The sequence below is a fragment of the Deltaproteobacteria bacterium HGW-Deltaproteobacteria-18 genome, from assembly GCA_002841885.1.
In the GTDB taxonomy this organism is placed as follows: Bacteria; Desulfobacterota; Desulfovibrionia; order Desulfovibrionales; family Desulfomicrobiaceae; genus Desulfomicrobium.
Genome location: PHBE01000005.1, coordinates 51230 through 68504, shown reverse-complemented (window position 1 = coordinate 68504; position 17275 = coordinate 51230). Strand labels below are relative to the sequence as shown.

Genomic DNA, 17275 nt, shown 5'->3' with positions numbered 1-17275 from the left:
TCACATCCCCTTGGGTGGTTGAAAGGGGGCGTTTGAATTGTCTTCCCAGGAAACGCCGGTCAGCAGGCGGTACATCTTGAGCGCTTCGAGATGTTCCGGGGATAGGCCCAACGCGAGTTTGATGCATTCCAGAGCGTTTGCAGGTTGCGCATCGCAGAAATAGGCTTTGGCCATGTTGTAGTGAATGTTTTCGTCTTTGGGACTAAGCTGTACGGCTTGAAAATAGGCCTGGATGGCTTCCTTGTACTGTTTTTCCTGGCGCAACCTGATGCCCAGAGTATTGTAAGGATTGGGTGCGTTGACGTCATATTTGACGATTTCGACAAATATTTTTTTAACCTTGGCAAAGTTGTTGAGTTTTGCATATTCTTCAGCCGCTTTTTGCAGGTAATGGCGATAGCGGTCCGTGTCGTTCTTGCCCAGATAGGCCTGGGCAAGGCCTTCGTAAGCCTTGATGAACGTCTGGTTGCGGGCCAGGGACTGGTTGAAGGACTGGATCGCGTCGGACCATTTCTTGTCCACCAGAAACTGGCAACCCCGGAAGAAGAGGCGGCTGGCCTGCTCGTCCTCCTGATTGACCACAAGCGTCAGGTCGCCGATGGCATCCTCGTAGCGGCCTTGCACGATCAACGTTGCGGCCTGCTCCACGGTTTCGCGGTCGCTGTCCTGGGCTTGCACCAGTTTTCTGGACTGGGCCATGTGCTTTTCCAGGGCCGTCAGGTTGTAGGGGCGCAGAACCAGACCCGAACATCCGGCGGAGATGACGCCAAGTACAAACTCCTCGGCTCGCTCCGAGGAAATGACCAGGATGTGCAGATATTCGGCCTGCCGGACTTCGCGCAGAGCGCTGACGAACTCGGCGATGCTCAGATCCTCGACTTCCGTGTCGACGATGATGATCCGCGCCGGATTGAATTTGATGAACTCCACTGCCGCCTTGCCTGAAGAAAACCGTGCGCAGTTGCTGTATCCGAGCTTGGCAAGATGATCCTTGGTTTCCTGGAAAAGGGAGTCCTGGCTTGTGGCTACGAAAACGAGATCCGTCATTCCCATGTGCTTACATGTCCTGTTTTCCTACATGTTCTTAGGTAGTGCCGAGCAATTGTCTTACGCTTTTAGTGCGTAGTTAACAAGCGCCCGGCCGCTCCTGCACGTATTGGTCCTTGACATCCCCCCTGTCCGTTACGCTACCCGGAATCAGTTCGCCTGCCTTTTGATCAGTACTTTCATACGCAGCAGCGCCGCGGGCCTTTCGCCTGTGGATATTAACTTTCGGCCACGGGCCGTTGGTCTTCCCATGGAACTCAAGAAAAAAATCGAAATTCTCGCACCGGCCGGTGACATTGACAGCTTTCTGGCCGCCATCGCAGCCGGCGCTGACGCCATCTATTGCGGCCTGAAAAACTTTTCCGCACGCATGGAGGCGGAGAATTTTTCCCTGACCGAGCTCGCGGCCCTGACCGAGTTGGCTCATGCCAAGGGCGTTCGCGTGCACGTGGCCATGAACAATCTGCTCAAAACTCCGGAGCTGGATCAGGCCGGGCGTCTCATTCATCGGTTGCAGACGCAGGTAGGGCCGGACGCGCTCATCGTGCAGGATCTTGGCCTGCCCGCCCTGGCCCGGCAGGCCGGGTTCAAGGGCGAACTGCACCTTTCCACCCTGGCCAACGGCGGGACCATCGCCGGATTGCCGCAAATCCTGGCGCTGGGCGTGGATCGGCTGGTGCTCCCCCGAGAGCTGTCCGTCGATGAGATCAAGGCCGTCGCCGCCCGCTGTCCCGAGGAGTTGGGGCTTGAGGTGTTCGTGCATGGAGCGCTGTGCTATGCCGTCTCGGGCCGGTGTTACTGGTCGAGTTATCTGGGCGGCAAAAGCGGCCTGCGCGGCCGCTGCGTGCAGCCCTGCCGGCGTCAGTACCAGCAGAAGAGCCAGAAGACCTCGTTTTTCTCCTGTGACGACCTGTCCCTGGACGTGCTGGTGCGGCCTTTGGGCGGTGTGGACAAGGTGGACTCCTGGAAGATCGAGGGGCGCAAGAAGGGTCCGCATTACGTCTATTACACGGTGACGGCCTACCGCATGCTGCGTGACGCGGGCGACGACCCGGCCCAGCGCAAGGCGGCGCTCGGGCTTTTGGAAATGGCGCTGGGGCGGCCTTCCTCGCACTACAATTTTCTTGGACATAGGCCCAGCAACCCCATCGCCGACCGGGAGCAGACAGCTTCGGGCCACATGGTCGGCAAGGTCCAGGGCGGATTCAAGGCCGCCTACGTCTCGCCGCGCGAACCGCTCAAAGGCGGAGATCTGCTGCGCATCGGTTACGAGGATCAGGCCGGACATCAGACCGTCAAAATCCGGCGTGACATCCCCAAGGGCGGTCGCCTGGAACTGGCCAAGGGGCAGGGGCGTCCCGCTCCCCAGGGTGCTCCGGTCTTTCTGGTGGACCGTCGGGAGCGGGAGCTGCAAGCCTTGATCACGGATCTGAAAAAAGATCTGGTTTTCGACCGGCCGACCAAAGAATCCACCTTTTCCCCGATCCTGCCCAGAGCCATAAAGCGCAAGGGCAAGGCGCAGGAAATGGATGTATGGCGCAGCCTGCCGGCACGTCTGGGCAATCGGAGCGAGCAGGCCGTTTGGCTCACTCCGGGAGTGGAGCGGAACATATCCCGCAACATTTTCGGCCGCATCTGGTGGTGGCTTCCGCCCGTGATCTGGCCTGGGGAAGAAAAGGCCTGGACCGAGTGCCTGGACAACATGACCCGCCTCGGAGCCCGGCAGTTCGTGCTGAACGCGCCCTGGCAGATGGGGCTTTTCGGCAAGCCCGAGCGTCAGACCTTCTGGGCCGGACCCATGTGCAACACGGCCAACCCATTGGCCCTGGCGGAGCTTTCCCGCATGGGTTTTGCAGGGGCCTTTGTCAGTCCGGAGCTGGATCGTCAGGGCTTCCTGGAGTTGCCCGCGCTCTCGCCGTTGCCGCTGGGCATTCTGGTCAAGGGCATCCATCCCCTGTGCGTCTCGCGCATCCGTTCGGAAAATTTGCGCGAACGAGAGCCATTCCAGAGCCCCAAGGGAGAGCAGTTCTGGTCAAGAACCTACGGCGGGCTGGTCTGGACCTTCCCCAACTGGGAAATCGACCTGAGTGAAAAATGGGCGGAGCTGGAAAAGGCTGGGTACACCCTCCTGACCCGTCTGCACGAACCAGTGCCCGATAAGGTCTCGGTCAAGGAACGCCAGGGCCTCTGGAACTGGGATTTGAAAATGCTGTAGTCAAGTTTGCATGTTCGATACGGAGCAGGTCTGATTTGTCGGGCCTGCTTTTTTTATGCTTTTACGCATTCGCTGCTCGTATTCGATCGTATATATCTCGATTTTACATTCTATGCTTTTTGTATTCATGGCTGCATTATGTATATGTTTATGACTATATGCCGGACATGTTTCGTACATTGATAAATCAATATTGTGGAGCAGTGGAAATTTGTGCATTGATCCTCCGAAATCCATAAGGAGGTATTTTGATGAAGAAATTGCTGCAAGTGATGATCTGCGTTTTGCTCCTGGGCTTTTTTGCCGTCCCGGGCCTTGCTCAGGATCTGATCGACATCAACACCGCGACCGTGGAGGAACTCACGAGCTTGCCCGGGATCGGGCCGGTGACCGCCGGCAAAATTGTTGAGTATCGCGAGGCCCATCCTTTTGCCTCGGTGGAGGAGATCCAGGAGGTAAAGGGTATCGGACCGGCCAAGTACGAGGCCATCAAGGATCGCGTCATCGTGGGCCAGAAGAAGGCGCTAAAAGAGTAGTCAGGCCAGTTTTCATCCTCCCTGAGAGCGGCTCTCCAGATCTGTGGGGAGTCGCTTTTTCTGGTTCCGCTTTCTTGCATATTGTTCAAAACAGCTGTACGAAAAGCCTATGCTTTCGGAACTGTTCTCATCCAAAACACGCATTCAATTGCTGCTCAAACTTTTTCTCAACCCTGACGTGTCCTGCTATCTCAGGGAGTTGGCAACGGAGTTCGCCGTATCCCCCAACGCCGTCAAGGAAGAACTCGATAGCCTGACCGAAGCCGGCTATCTGGAAAAGAAAAAACAGGGCCGCTCCCTTTTCTTCCGCGCCAACACCAAGCACCCCATTTTTCCCGAACTGCACTCTATCGTCAAAAAGAGCCTGGGCATCGACCGCGTGGTCGAAGACGTCCGCCGGGATCTTGGCGACGTACACGCGGTCTACATCCTCGACGACTACGCCCTGGGCAAGGACTCCGGGCTCATCGACCTTTTGATCGTCGGCGAGGTCAAGGCGGACAGGCTGGGCGAGTATGTGCGCTTGACCGAAGGCAAGATCCGGAGAAAGTTGCGGGTGATGGTGATAGGGGTGGATGAATTCAAGGTCTCGAAACAGATTTTTTTGCAGCGGCCGTATTGGAAGGTGGTTTAGCCCCGTGCCGGGTAAAGCCAAAACTTGAAACAGGAAACGACACATGCAGAATTGTGACGCACCGCGACCAGCCTCCTTGAAAAAAGCCCTCATCACCGGCATCACCGGTCAGGATGGAGCTTATCTGGCCGAGTTTCTGCTGGCCAAGGGATATGAGGTACATGGCATCAAGCGCAGGGCGTCGCTCTTCAACACGGATCGCGTCGATCACCTCTACCAGGACCCTCACGAGCAGGGCCGCAGGTTTTTTCTGCACTACGGCGATCTGACCGATGCTTCGAACCTGATCCGCATCATCCAGGAGGTCCGGCCCGACGAGATCTACAACCTCGCCGCCCAGTCCCACGTTCAGGTATCCTTTGAAACGCCGGAATACACGGCTAACGTGGACGGTCTGGGCACACTGCGCATGCTGGAGGCCATCCGAATCCTGGGGCTGGAGAAAACGACGCGGTTTTATCAGGCTTCGACATCCGAGTTGTACGGCCTGGTGCAGGAAGTCCCCCAGACCGAGAAGACGCCTTTCTATCCGCGCTCTCCCTACGCCTGCGCCAAGCTCTACGCCTACTGGATCACGGTCAACTACCGCGAAGCGTACGGCATGTATGCCTGCAACGGCATCCTCTTCAACCACGAGTCGCCCCTGCGCGGTGAGACCTTCGTCACCCGCAAGATCACCCGCGCCATGGTCAGGATTTACCTAGGCCTGCAGGACTGCCTGTATCTGGGCAACCTGAACGCCCTGCGTGACTGGGGCCATGCCAAGGACTACGTGGAGATGCAGTGGCTCATGCTGCAGCAGGACTCTCCGGACGATTACGTCATCGCCACCGGCGAGCAGCACTCGGTGCGCGACTTCGTGCAGGCCGCAGCCAGGGAGCTGGGCATGACCATCGAATTTTCAGGCGAAGGAGTGGACGAGAAGGGCATCAACCCCGCCAACGGCAAGATCGTGGTAGCCGTAGATCCGCGCTATTTCCGCCCCACCGAGGTGGAAACCCTGCTTGGCGATCCGTCCAAGGGGAAAGAGAAGCTCGGCTGGAAGCCGAGGATCACTTTCCGGGAACTGGTCGCCGAAATGGTGCGCGCGGACCTGGAAGACGCGAAAAAGGAAGAGCTGTGCGTGCGGGCGGGGTTTTGCGTCAATACGCCGCAGGAGTGAGGCGGCGGGATTCATGACAATGAACAAAACAGACAAAATCCTCGTGGCCGGAGCGGCCGGCATGGTCGGAAGCGCCATGGTGTGTGCCCTTCTGGCCCAGGGATTCGAAAACATCCTTGGCACCACCCACAGCAAGGTGCCGGATTTTGGTCTCAGGGCAGCGGGCCGAGTTCGTCTGGAATCCTTGGACCTCATGGATCAGGTCGCAGTGCGCGCATTCTTCGAAAAAGAACGACCAGGCCACGTCTTCCTGGCCGCAGCCAGGGTCGGTGGCATCCAGGCCAACAATACGTTCCCTGCAGACTTCATCCACGCCAACCTGATCATCCAGACGAACGTCATTCACAGCGCCTACCTGGCCGGGGTGCAACACCTCCTTTTCCTGGGCTCAAGCTGCATCTATCCCCGTGAATGCCCGCAGCCCATCCGCGAATCCTATCTCTTGACCGGCCCTCTGGAGCCCACCAACCGCCCCTACGCGGTGGCCAAGATCGCGGGAATCGAAATGTGTTGGGCCTACAACCGCCAGTACGGCACGCGGTACCTTGCGGTCATGCCAACCAACCTCTACGGCCCCGGCGATAACTACGACCTGCAAACCAGCCATGTCTTGCCCGCCCTGATCCGCAAGGCGCATGAAGCCAAGGTGCGTGGAGACAGACGTTTTACAGTCTGGGGAACGGGAACGCCGCGTCGCGAATTGCTGTACAGTGACGATTTAGCAGATGCCTGCGTGTTTCTGGTGGGCGAGGCCGGGAATACCAAAACGCTTTTCAGCGACAACGAACCACCCTTGATCAACATCGGCTGCGGCGAGGACGTGACCATCGCCGAACTCGCGGGCATGGTGGCGGAGGTTGTGGGTTTTGATGGTGAGATTGTGTTTGATGAGGGTAAGCCGGATGGGACGCCGCAGAAGCTACTTGATGTGACGCGGATAAGCGGCATGGGGTGGAGGCCGGGCGTCACTTTGCCGGAGGGGATTGGCTTGGCGTACAAAAATTATGTTGATAATTTGACTTAGGATACGGACGAGGGCGCGACTGTAAACAAGATCAGGTCTGTTTTTGGTTGACCAAAACAAGGGGTAAGTGCGACGGGGCAAAGCGATATGTGCGTGGTTTCATTTTGACCGCTCGCATTGCGGCTAACGACCCGGATTTCTAGTCAAGCAGTTGATGCAGCGCCTAGAATGGAAGTTTTGCTGAGCACAGGCTTATAACTGGGATAAGGCCTAGGACCTGGAGTCCCTAATGATTTGGGACAAGTCAGTTCGCGAGATCAATTTTTATAATGACCGCATTGGAAGGTGGTGTGATGTTTTCAACAATCCTAGATCGCAAGATAAGAGTGGCTGTCGTGGGCTGTGGCCGGATTTCCGGCAAGCATTTTGAAGCCATTGCCCGGCATGGCCAGGACCTCGAACTGGTGGCCGTGTGCGACCGGGATCGGGAAGTGCTGGCCCGCATGGAAGAGGAGCATGGTGTCCAGGGATTTGATCGCCTTGATGCGCTGCTTGCAGATTCCGACGCCGACATGGTCTGCATCTGTACCCCAAGCGGCTTGCATCCGTCCCAGGTCATACGCTGCGCCAAGGCCGGCAAGCATGTCGTGACCGAAAAGCCCATGGCTACGCGCTGGGCCGACGGGGTGGCCATGGTGCGGGCTTGCGACGACGCCCGAGTCCGCTTCTTCGTGGTCAAGCAGAACCGCCGCAACACGACGCTACAGATGGTTAAGCGCGCCATTGACGAGAAGCGGTTCGGGCGCGTCTACATGGCCCATCTGAACGTGTTCTGGGCCAGGCCGCAGGCTTATTACGACCAGGCCAAATGGCGCGGAACCTGGGAACTGGATGGCGGTGCGTTCATGAATCAGGCAAGCCATTACGTGGATCTTCTGGAATGGCTCATCGGTCCCATCGCCGACGTGCAGGCCATGACCGGGACACTTGCGCGCGACATCGAGGTCGAGGACACCGGGGTCATGAACGTACGCTGGCGCAATGGAGCCTTGGGGTCTATGGCCGTGACCATGCTGACCTACCCCAAGAATTACGAAGGATCCCTGACAATTCTGGGTGAAAAGGGTACAGTGCGGGTCGGCGGCGTGGCCGTGAACGCAATCGAGACCTGGGATTTCGCCGAGCCTTGTGAGTACGATGATCAGATCAGACAGGCCAGTTACGAGACGACCTCGGTTTACGGTTTCGGGCATCCCCTCTATTACAAGAACGTCATCGACACCATGCGGGGCGTTGCCGAGCCCGAAACCGATGGCCGGGAAGGGTTGAAGAGCCTTGAAGTTATCATTGCGGCTTATCTTTCGGCCCGTGACGGTAAGACCGTATCCCTTCCGCTGGAGTACTGATGGCTGACTACTTCGTGCATGAATCCAGCTATGTGGACGAAGGGGCGCAAGTCGGGGCCAAAACACGCATCTGGCACTTCTCCCACGTCATGCCCGGCGCGGTCATCGGCGAGGGGTGCAATCTGGGTCAGAACGTGGTGGTCGCGTCCAATGTGGCCATCGGCAACAATGTGAAAATACAGAACAACGTCTCCGTGTACGGTGGAACGGTCATTGAGGATGACGTCTTTCTTGGGCCTTCCTGCGTGCTGACCAATGTGACCAACCCCCGGTCCCAGGTGAACAGACAGGCTTTATACGAGAAGACGCTGATCCGCCGCGGCGCGACCATCGGAGCCAACGCCACGGTGGTATGCGGCATCACCATCGGTCGCTATGCCTTTATCGCAGCCGGTAGTGTCATAGCCCGCGATGTGCCGGATTACGCCCTGATCATGGGTGTTCCTGGACGGCAAGCCGGATGGATGAGCCGCCACGGGCACAGGCTGGAAAATCCGGACAGCGAGGGCATCATGGTTTGTCCGGAATCCGGATACCGATACCAACTCAAATCCAATTTTACCGTTGACGCTGAAACCGCAAGCGCGAAAACAGCTTGCCAAGATAGGCTTGTCTGCCTGGATCTCGACGAAGAGGCCCCCCTCCCGGCTGAAAAAACAACAGGCACAAAAATCTACGACGAACTAAAATCCAAAGCTCATCGTGACTAACCAAAAACTAAAAACTAAAAACCAAATGCAAGTCCCCCTTCTCAATCTCAAGGCCCAGTACGAGGCCATCAAGGACGAAATCGACCAAGCCGTGGCCGCGGTCTTCGCCTCCCAGCAGTTCATCAACGGCCCCCAGGTCGCGGAGTTGGAAACGGGCGTGGCCGAGTATTCGGGATGCGCGCATGGCGTGGGCGTGTCATCGGGCAGTGACGCCCTGATCATCGCGCTTATGGCAGAAGACATAGGCCCTGGAGATGAAGTCATCACCACGCCCTACACCTTTTTCGCCACCGCCGGAGCCATCGCCCGCGTCGGAGCCAAACCCGTCTTCGTGGACATCGACCCGGTCACGTTCAATATCGATCCAAACCTGATCGAGCAGGCGGTAACGTCGCGCACGAGGGCCATCATTCCCGTCCACCTATTCGGCCAAATGGCCGACATGGACCCTATCATGGACCTCGCTCACTCCTTCAACCAAAAACCAATCACCGTGATCGAGGATGCAGCCCAGGCCATCGGCGCCGAATACAAGGGACACCGTGCTGGCTCCATCGGCGACTACGGGACGTTCTCCTTCTTCCCGTCCAAGAACCTCGGCGGAGCCGGGGACGGCGGCCTTGTTGTCTGCCAGGATGCGGATCGGGCGGAACGGTTGAAGATTTTGCGCAACCACGGTTCCAAGCCCAAATATTTTCACAAGTTCATCGGCGGCAATTTTCGTCTCGATACTATCCAGGCCGCAGTGGTGCTGGCCAAGCTCCGTCATCTCGATGCCTGGACGGCGGCCAGACAGGAACACGCTCGGATCTACCGACGCCTGTTCGAGGCGTCCGGCCTGCAGGAAAGAGGACTGACGCTGCCGGTAGAGATCATGGACCGGCACATATACAACCAGTTCGTCATCCGCTACCAGGATCGCGACGGTCTGAAACAGCATTTGGCGAATCATGGTGTAGGTACGGAAATCTATTATCCCTTGCCTCTGCACCTGCAGGAGTGCTTTGCCTATCTTGGCCATAAAGCAGGAGCTTTCCCTCATGCCGAACGGGCAGCGGCAAACTCTTTGGCCCTGCCCATCGATCCGGTGCTGTCAGAAGCCGAAATTGAATATGTGGTCTCCACCATCAACCAACAACCAAAATGAAAATTCTCACCGTCATCGGAGCCCGCCCCCAGTTCATCAAAGCTTCGGCCGAGCTGGGGGCGATTCAGGCAGATCAATCCTGACTGATTCCGGCGGCGTGCAGAAGAAGGTTTTTTTCACCGTTTGTCGTGCATTACGATATGTGATGAGATGGAGTGGGTGGAAACGGTGGAGATGGGGAGGAATGTGCTGGCGGGGGGAGCGGGAGGGACTTATTGAAGCGATAAGAGCTCGGCACAATAGAGTTAAGATTGAGAGTTCTCCTTATGGAGAAGGTAAGGCCTCCCAAAGACTTTTAGGTGAATTTAGATATGATTCATACTGCTGAATATGTGCGCAAGTTTATTCTCCTATGCGGTGATATAAGAAGTCGACGGATTTAATTTAAGGTTGGAATAGATGTTTCAATTATGTAGTCCCAGTCTATGTTATTAATACGAAAGATTCTTTCATTGTTTACGCCAAAAGAGCGACGTCGAAGCTATCTGCTTTTGGCGATGATCCTTGTGATGGCCGTTCTGGATACGATTGGGGTAGCATCGATTATGCCTTTTATGGCGGTTCTTGCTAACCCAGAGGTTGTAGAGACCAACAAGTGGCTTGCATTAGTTTACGGAGAGCTGGGTTATGGCGATCCCAAAGAATTTTTGTTTTTTTTGGGTGTTGCGGTTTTTGTGCTGCTGTTGTCTTCGATTTGCTTCAAAGCGTTGACTCAATGGGCACTGTTGCGGTTTACCAACATGCGCAACTATTCGTTGTCATGTCGTTTGTTCAAAGGATATCTTGAGCGCCCTTACGAATGGTTCTTGAACAGGCATAGCGCGGATTTGGGAAAAAGCGTCTTGTCAGAGGTTGGGGAAGTGGTCAACGGAGTTGTTATTCCTGTCATGCAAATGCTGGCTCATGGGGCCGTGGTTTTGTTCATGATTGGATTGTTGGTGATCGTTGATCCAACGTTAGCTTTGTTTGTGTCACTGGTTCTCGGTGGTGCCTACCTGCTGATATATTTTGTTATTCGTCGATATTTATCAAGAATTGGCAAAGACAGAGTGCTTGCTAACAAGCAAAGATTCCAAGTCGCGCAAGAAGCCTTGGGTGGCATCAAAGAGGTTAAAATTTTTGGCAGAGAGCAGGCGTTTTATAGAAAATTTACTGCTCCTGCGCTCCGGTTTGCTCAGCACCAGGCTAATAGTCAGGTCATGAGCCAACTTCCACGATATGCGCTGGAGGTTGTTGCTTTTGGCGGAGTGTTAACACTCGCGCTGGTATTGTTTCGTACGCACGATAATTTTTCTCATGTATTGTCGATTTTGGCTGTATATGCTTTCGCTGGATATCGTCTCCTTCCAGCTCTGCAGCAAGTTTATGCGCATGTGAGCAAGTTGCGGTTTGGATTGGCAGCGTTAGATTCTTTGTATAATGATATGAAGCTTTTTTGTAAAAAGGAAGGCGGGGAAATCAATAGTTCAATCCGTGCGCTTTCCCCGAGCAAGCGTATACATTTAAAAGATGTTGTCTATTCGTATCCAGATGCAAAGACTTCGGCATTACGCGGAATGGATATGGAAATTACGGTTAATACCACGGTGGGTTTGGTGGGGTCAACTGGGGCCGGAAAAACAACAACCGTGGATATTTTGCTCGGACTCCTGTGGCCGGAGGGAGGAGGGTTGTTTGTCGATGATGCCCCTATTGCCCAAAATAATGTCCGAGAGTGGCAAAATGTGTTGGGGTACGTCCCACAGCAAATCTATCTTGTTGATGACAGCGTAGCTGCGAACATAGCTTTTGGCGTCCCTGAAAATGAAATAAATATGGAGTCAGTTGAACGATCTGCTCGCGTCGCGGAGCTGCATGATTTTGTAAGCTCAGATCTTCCCCATGGGTACTCAACACTCGTTGGAGAGCGAGGAGTACGGTTGTCGGGGGGGCAGCGTCAGAGGATTGGAATTGCCAGAGCTCTTTATCATGATCCAGAAGTGCTTGTTTTTGATGAAGCTACAAGCGCTCTTGATAATCTTACTGAGCAGGCAGTGATGAGTGCTGTTCACAATATCGGCAAGAGCAAGACAGTTATTTTAATTGCGCACCGGTTGACAACTGTAAAAGACTGCGATCGGATATTTTTTCTAGAGAAGGGAAGGGTCGTTAAAAGTGGAAATTTTGAAGAGTTGGAAAAGTCATGCGAATCTTTTAGAATGATGGCCGGAAATATATTGAGAGAAGACGCTTCATAGTGTGGGTTTTTCATAAATTTGTCATTAATTTGATATAATAGGTTATTATGTTTAATAATAAGACAATTCTTGTTACCGGTGGAACGGGATCTTTTGGAAACGCCTTTGTGCCAATGACTCTTGGCAAATACGATCCAGCGAAAGTGATTATTTTTTCCAGAGACGAAATGAAACAATGGGAGATGGCCCAAAAATTTCAAGGTGACGATCGAGTTCGTTTTTTTATTGGTGATGTGCGGGACAGAGAGCGTCTTTATCGTGCTCTTGACGGGGTTGATTACGTTGTCCACGCTGCTGCGACAAAGATTGTTCCTACAGCGGAATATAATCCTTTTGAGTGTGTTAAAACAAATATAAACGGCGCTATGAATCTTATAGATGCTTGCATCGACAAGAAAGTGCAGCGTGTTGTCGCTCTTTCAACGGACAAGGCTAGCAGTCCAGTCAATCTTTACGGCGCAACAAAGCTCGCTTCTGATAAGCTGTTTGTAGCAGGTAATTCTTATGCTGGCGGAAAGACAACAAAATTTTCAGTGGTACGTTATGGGAACGTAATGGGCTCTCGCGGTTCTGTGATTCCATTTTTTATGTCAATCAAGGATAGGGGCGTTTTGCCAATAACCGATGAACGCATGACGCGTTTTATGATTACGTTAGAGCAAGGTGTAGAATTGGTATGGCGGGCTTTTGAGGATATGGTTGGTGGAGAAGTCTATGTTAAAAAAATTCCATCAATGAAGGTTACTGATTTAGCGCTTGCGATAGCTCCAGATGCTAAACTAGAATTTGTAGGTATTCGGCCCGGGGAGAAACTGCATGAGCAAATGATTGGCGAGGATGATTCATATTATACTTACGATTATCCTGAATATTACAAGATATTGCCGGCAATTAATAATTGGTCGGATTGTCCAAGGCGAATTAAAGATGGTAAGAAAGTGCAAGAAGGTTTTAGTTATACGAGTAATGGGAATACTGATTGGATGTCACGCGAGGAATTATCTTCCTGGATTCTGGAAAATTACGATAAAATAGGCAATATCTAAGTATGATACCCTACGGCCGCCAAGAAATTATCCAAGCCGATATTGATGCGGTGGTTGATGTCCTGCGCTCAGACTTTCTTACGCAGGGTCCCGTGGTTCCGCGTTTCGAGCAGGCAGTCTCCAATCATGTGGGGGCAGAACATGCTGTAGCCGTGAATAGCGCTACTTCAGCTCTTCACATCGCATGCCTTGCTTTGAATCTTGGGCCTGGGGATTGGCTCTGGACGACTCCGATTACCTTCGTAGCTTCCGCGAATTGCGGGTTGTACTGCGGTGCTCGTGTCGACTTTGTTGATATTGATCCACGCACTTACAATCTTTGCCCTCTCGCACTGGAAAGGAAGCTTGAAAAAGCTGAACGTGAGGGATGTTTGCCTAAGATAGTTGTTCCCGTTCATCTCTGTGGCCAGTCTTGCGACATGGCGGCCATTCATGCATTAGGAGGGCGCTATGGATTCAAAATTATTGAGGATGCTTCCCACGCCATTGGCGGCAAATACCGAGGAGAATTCATAGGTAATTGCCGGCACAGCGACATAACCGTTTTCAGTTTTCATCCCGTCAAAATCATTACCACCGCTGAGGGGGGGATGGCGACGACAAACGACATTAGTCTGGCGAATCGGATGTCCCTTCTTCGAAGCCACGGAATTACTCGTGATCCGGACTTGATGACCCAGTCCCCTGACGGGCCGTGGTATTATCAACAGATCGAACTTGGGTTTAATTATCGAATGACTGAACTGCAGGCTGCACTCGGTGCTAGTCAGATAAAAAGGTTGGATGAATTTGTATCACGCCGCCATGCCTTGGCACGGCGCTACGATGAAATGTTGGCTGGAGTTTGCGTAATCACGCCTTGGCAGCATCCAGACTCGTACTCAGGTTTGCATTTATATGTTATCCGTACGAACCATGGAAAAACGGGCGGATCACGCGACCAGATTTTCAAAAGCATGCGCAATCAAGGCATCGGCGTAAATGTGCACTACATTCCGGTTCACACCCAACCCTACTACCGAAATTTTGGTTTTGAGCCAGGGGATTATCCTCAGTCTGAGAGCTATTATGCCGAAGCGATTAGCCTTCCCATGTTTCATGGCATGACCGAAGGTCAACAGGTCGCCGTCGTGGAGGCTCTTTGCAAGGCGGTGGAGCCATGAAGCCGGCAGTGATCCCCGCGAGGGGTGGCATTAATCGCGTTTCCCGCAAAAACATCAGGGAATTTAGCGGCAGGCCTATGATTACCTGGGCCATTGAACCTGCGCGGAAGAGTAGGTGTTTCGAGCAGGTCATCATTTCTACTGGTGATGCAGAAAACGCGGATATTTCCCATCAATGGGGCGCAGACACCGATGAGGACTGGCACCGAGCGGACTTAATGCTCAGGGCCCTGAGCAAGATTGAGGAATGGTAATGAGACCGAGAATTATCGTTTTTCGCGTCGATGCGTCTCTAGAAATCGGCACGGGCCATGTCATGCGCTGCCTGACACTTGCTGAAGCTTTGCGCGAACGCGGATGCGAATGTCATTTCATCTCCCGCGAACATCCCGGAAATTTGAGCGACCTTGTTTCCGAACGGGAATTTACTGTGCACAATCTCCCCGCCACAGATATAACACAGGAAATTGAGTACGAACTTGACTCGCCAGCACATACTGCATGGCTCGGCACAAATTGGAAGACGGACGCTGCGCAGGTACGTTCTGTTATTCGGGATATGGCTGTTGATTGGCTTGTTGTTGACCATTATGCGCTCGACGCTAATTGGGAACGAGAGTTGCGTTCCGTTTGCCGCAAGATTTTAATAATTGATGACCTTGCAGATCGTCAGCATAACTGTGACTTGTTGCTGGACCAGAATTTAGTTAAGGATTGGCAGAGCCGCTATAATAGCGTAGTTCCTGAGAATTGCGGATTGATGCTTGGTCCGGAATATGGTCTTTTGCATCCCATATATGCAGAGTTGCATGATCGTGTTCCACCTAGAGAAGGGCCTGTTCGTCGAATTTTGGTATATTTTGGCGGTGCAGATAGTGATAGTCTGACTGGTATGGTGGTTTCTGCTTTTAAGTCATTACGCCGTGATGATATTATGCTTGACGTTGTCATTAGTCCCGCAAGTCCGCACATTGATTCAATTCGGAGGCAGGTTGCGGAAAACCAACGTATTTGTTTGCATGAGCACCTGCCAACTCTTGCGTCATTAATTGTTAAGGCTGACCTTGCTGTAGGCGCTGGAGGCGCGACGTCCTGGGAGCGTTGCTGTTTGGGCTTGCCAACTCTCGTTATCACGTTGGCCGAAAATCAGAGGCCAATCGCTGAAGAATTAGGACGACTTGGCTTGGTTCGTTATCTTGGGCATAAAGATGCCATAGGTGAGACGGTAATTGCGCAAGAACTCCAGAGAATTTTGGAATCAGGGATTTCGCCTGATTGGTCTACAAGGTGTCGAAAATTGGTGGATGGACAAGGCGTAGAGCGAGTTGCAGATGTGGTATTACTTAATTCCCAGACTCCCCTTAAAGCAAGGCTGGCTCGTAGAGATGATGAAAAGATACTCTTGGCCTGGGCTAATGACCCTCTGGTTCGTAAAAATGCTTTTAATACGGAACAAATCAACGCTGAAACTCATCGGAAATGGTTTTATGATCGGTTGCGAGATTTAGACCATTGTCGCATATTTATTTTAGAAACAGGAAATGGATTGCCAGTTGGGCAGGTTCGTTTTGACCATAGTCCGTCTGGCTGGGTCGTTAGCTATTCTTTAGATCCGTGTGCACGTGGTCGTGGCCTGGGGAAGCAGTTGCTCCAGGTTGCGATGTTAGCTTTTCGCGAGTCTGTAAAACATGCCACCATTTTGGCCCGGGTTAAAGATTTTAACATTCGGTCACGTAAAGTCTTGAATCGGATTGGCTTCACACATGAGGATCAAGGGGAGGGCGAGCTTGTCTATCGCCGTTTACTCTGACCCGACAAGTTTGATAAACGCCTCTATTCCAATCTAGATCTTGGGTAGGTTGGCTTTTTACAATCCCCGGCACTTTTTTGGTACGAGGGATAAGAATTTATCCTGAAAATTAGAAACTGTAAATTCAAATCAGGTATTTGAAGATGACGTTCACCATTGACGGCCGTGCTATCGGCCCTGATCATCCACCATACATTATTGCAGAGCTTTCAGCAAACCATAACGGTTCGTTGGAGCGCGCGCTTCAAACCATTGAAGCCGCACACAGGTGCGGAGCGGATGCGATCAAGTTGCAGACGTACACTGCTGATACCTTGACCATCGACTGTGATGCCCCGGATTTTATGATTAAAGGCGGATTATGGGATGGCTACAAGCTCTATGATCTCTATAAATGGGCTGAAACCCCTTATGAATGGCATCAAGCCATGTTTGATCATGCCCGTAGTATCGGCATAACCATTTTTTCTACTCCTTTTGACGAAACAGCGGTTGATCTCTTGGAAGATCTTGGGACTCCAGCTTACAAAATAGCTTCATTTGAAATCGTCGACCTTCCACTTATACGGTATGCGGCTAGAACGGGTAAGCCGATGATTATGTCAACAGGCATGGCAAGCGAAGAAGAGATAGAAGAAGCAGTTAACGCTGCGCGTGAATCTGGGTGCGCTAATTTAATCTTGCTTCATTGTATCAGTAGTTATCCGGCACCAATAAATCAGGCTAATTTGCGTCAAATTCTTGAACTTTCACGCAGATTCGGAGTTGTAAGCGGGTTATCGGATCACACATTGGGAACAATAGCCGCTGTTACGTCGGTTGCCCTTGGGGCCAGCGTTATTGAAAAACATTTTACTTTGAGTCGAGAAGACAGCGGGCCTGATAGCGCGTTTTCAATAGAGCCTAGTGATCTGGAAAGAGTTTGCCTAGAAGCGAAAGAGGCTTGGTTGGCTGTTGGCATGCCTGGTTTTAAGCGGCCAGAAGTTGAAAAAAATTCCTTGATTTTTCGAAAGTCATTGTTTTTTGTTCGAGATTTAGCGGTTGGAGCTACCATCTGTGCCAACGATGTTCGCAGAATTCGTCCAGGAGTAGGTCTTCCTCCAAAATATTATGATCATGTAATCGGTAGGAAGCTAAAATTTGCTGTCAGCAGAGGGATGCCTGTGTCGATGAGTTTAATAGAAGAGTAGGGGGTGAT

The 17275-nt window shown here is 52.7% G+C and carries 15 protein-coding genes; 14 read left to right on the top strand and 1 reads right to left on the bottom strand.

Going from position 1 to position 17275, the window contains the following annotated elements:
- Entirely contained in the window at positions 1 to 1053 is a 1053-nt protein-coding gene (locus tag CVU60_05840) for a hypothetical protein (protein PKN42510.1), read from the bottom strand.
- A gap of 244 nt (positions 1054 to 1297) precedes the next feature.
- Here CVU60_05840 and CVU60_05835 point away from each other — a divergent pair, with 244 nt between their 5' ends.
- The 14 genes from CVU60_05835 to pseI all read left to right on the top strand — a co-directional run bounded on the left by CVU60_05835 (position 1298) and on the right by pseI (position 17267).
- Positions 1298 to 3262, top strand: coding sequence for a peptidase U32 (locus tag CVU60_05835; protein PKN42509.1), 1965 nt, complete (start codon positions 1298 to 1300; stop codon positions 3260 to 3262).
- 251 nt (positions 3263 to 3513) lie between these two features.
- Positions 3514 to 3798: a hypothetical protein gene (locus tag CVU60_05830; protein ID PKN42508.1), complete on the top strand. Its 285-nt coding sequence runs from the start codon at positions 3514 to 3516 to the stop codon at positions 3796 to 3798.
- Between the two features lie 109 nt (positions 3799 to 3907).
- Positions 3908 to 4432 carry a transcriptional regulator gene (locus CVU60_05825; GenBank protein PKN42507.1) on the top strand — a complete coding sequence of 175 codons (525 nt, stop codon included), beginning with the start codon at positions 3908 to 3910 and terminating at the stop codon, positions 4430 to 4432.
- A gap of 43 nt (positions 4433 to 4475) precedes the next feature.
- Positions 4476 to 5594, top strand: coding sequence for a GDP-mannose 4,6-dehydratase (gene gmd / locus CVU60_05820; GenBank protein PKN42506.1), 1119 nt, complete (start codon positions 4476 to 4478; stop codon positions 5592 to 5594).
- Between the two features lie 19 nt (positions 5595 to 5613).
- Complete coding sequence (locus CVU60_05815; protein ID PKN42505.1) at positions 5614 to 6618, top strand: GDP-fucose synthetase; 1005 nt, start codon at positions 5614 to 5616, stop codon at positions 6616 to 6618.
- Positions 6619 to 6911: 293 nt separating this feature from the next.
- Positions 6912 to 7964, top strand: coding sequence for an oxidoreductase (locus tag CVU60_05810; protein PKN42504.1), 1053 nt, complete (start codon positions 6912 to 6914; stop codon positions 7962 to 7964).
- Entirely contained in the window at positions 7964 to 8674 is a 711-nt protein-coding gene (locus CVU60_05805; GenBank protein ID PKN42503.1) for an N-acetyltransferase, read from the top strand. The genes CVU60_05810 and CVU60_05805 overlap by 1 nt, the downstream gene beginning before the upstream one ends.
- A gap of 25 nt (positions 8675 to 8699) precedes the next feature.
- Positions 8700 to 9821 carry a transcriptional regulator gene (locus tag CVU60_05800; protein ID PKN42502.1) on the top strand — a complete coding sequence of 374 codons (1122 nt, stop codon included), beginning with the start codon at positions 8700 to 8702 and terminating at the stop codon, positions 9819 to 9821.
- Positions 9822 to 10318: 497 nt separating this feature from the next.
- Complete coding sequence (locus CVU60_05795; GenBank protein ID PKN42501.1) at positions 10319 to 12058, top strand: ABC transporter ATP-binding protein; 1740 nt, start codon at positions 10319 to 10321, stop codon at positions 12056 to 12058.
- A 47-nt stretch (positions 12059 to 12105) separates the two neighbouring features.
- Positions 12106 to 13104: a UDP-N-acetylglucosamine 4,6-dehydratase (inverting) gene (gene pseB, locus CVU60_05790; GenBank protein PKN42500.1), complete on the top strand. Its 999-nt coding sequence runs from the start codon at positions 12106 to 12108 to the stop codon at positions 13102 to 13104.
- Positions 13105 to 13106: 2 nt separating this feature from the next.
- Positions 13107 to 14267: a UDP-4-amino-4,6-dideoxy-N-acetyl-beta-L-altrosamine transaminase gene (gene pseC, locus CVU60_05785; GenBank protein PKN42499.1), complete on the top strand. Its 1161-nt coding sequence runs from the start codon at positions 13107 to 13109 to the stop codon at positions 14265 to 14267.
- Positions 14264 to 14521 carry a hypothetical protein gene (locus CVU60_05780; protein PKN42498.1) on the top strand — a complete coding sequence of 86 codons (258 nt, stop codon included), beginning with the start codon at positions 14264 to 14266 and terminating at the stop codon, positions 14519 to 14521. The genes pseC and CVU60_05780 overlap by 4 nt, the downstream gene beginning before the upstream one ends.
- Positions 14515 to 16077 (top strand): UDP-2,4-diacetamido-2,4,6-trideoxy-beta-L-altropyranose hydrolase, encoded by a 1563-nt coding sequence (pseG, locus tag CVU60_05775; GenBank protein PKN42497.1) that lies wholly within the window; start codon positions 14515 to 14517, stop codon positions 16075 to 16077. The genes CVU60_05780 and pseG overlap by 7 nt, the downstream gene beginning before the upstream one ends.
- Positions 16078 to 16220: 143 nt before the next feature.
- Positions 16221 to 17267, top strand: a complete 1047-nt coding sequence (pseI, locus tag CVU60_05770) for a pseudaminic acid synthase (protein PKN42496.1) — start codon at positions 16221 to 16223, stop codon at positions 17265 to 17267.
- The last annotated feature ends 8 nt before the right edge of the window (positions 17268 to 17275 follow it).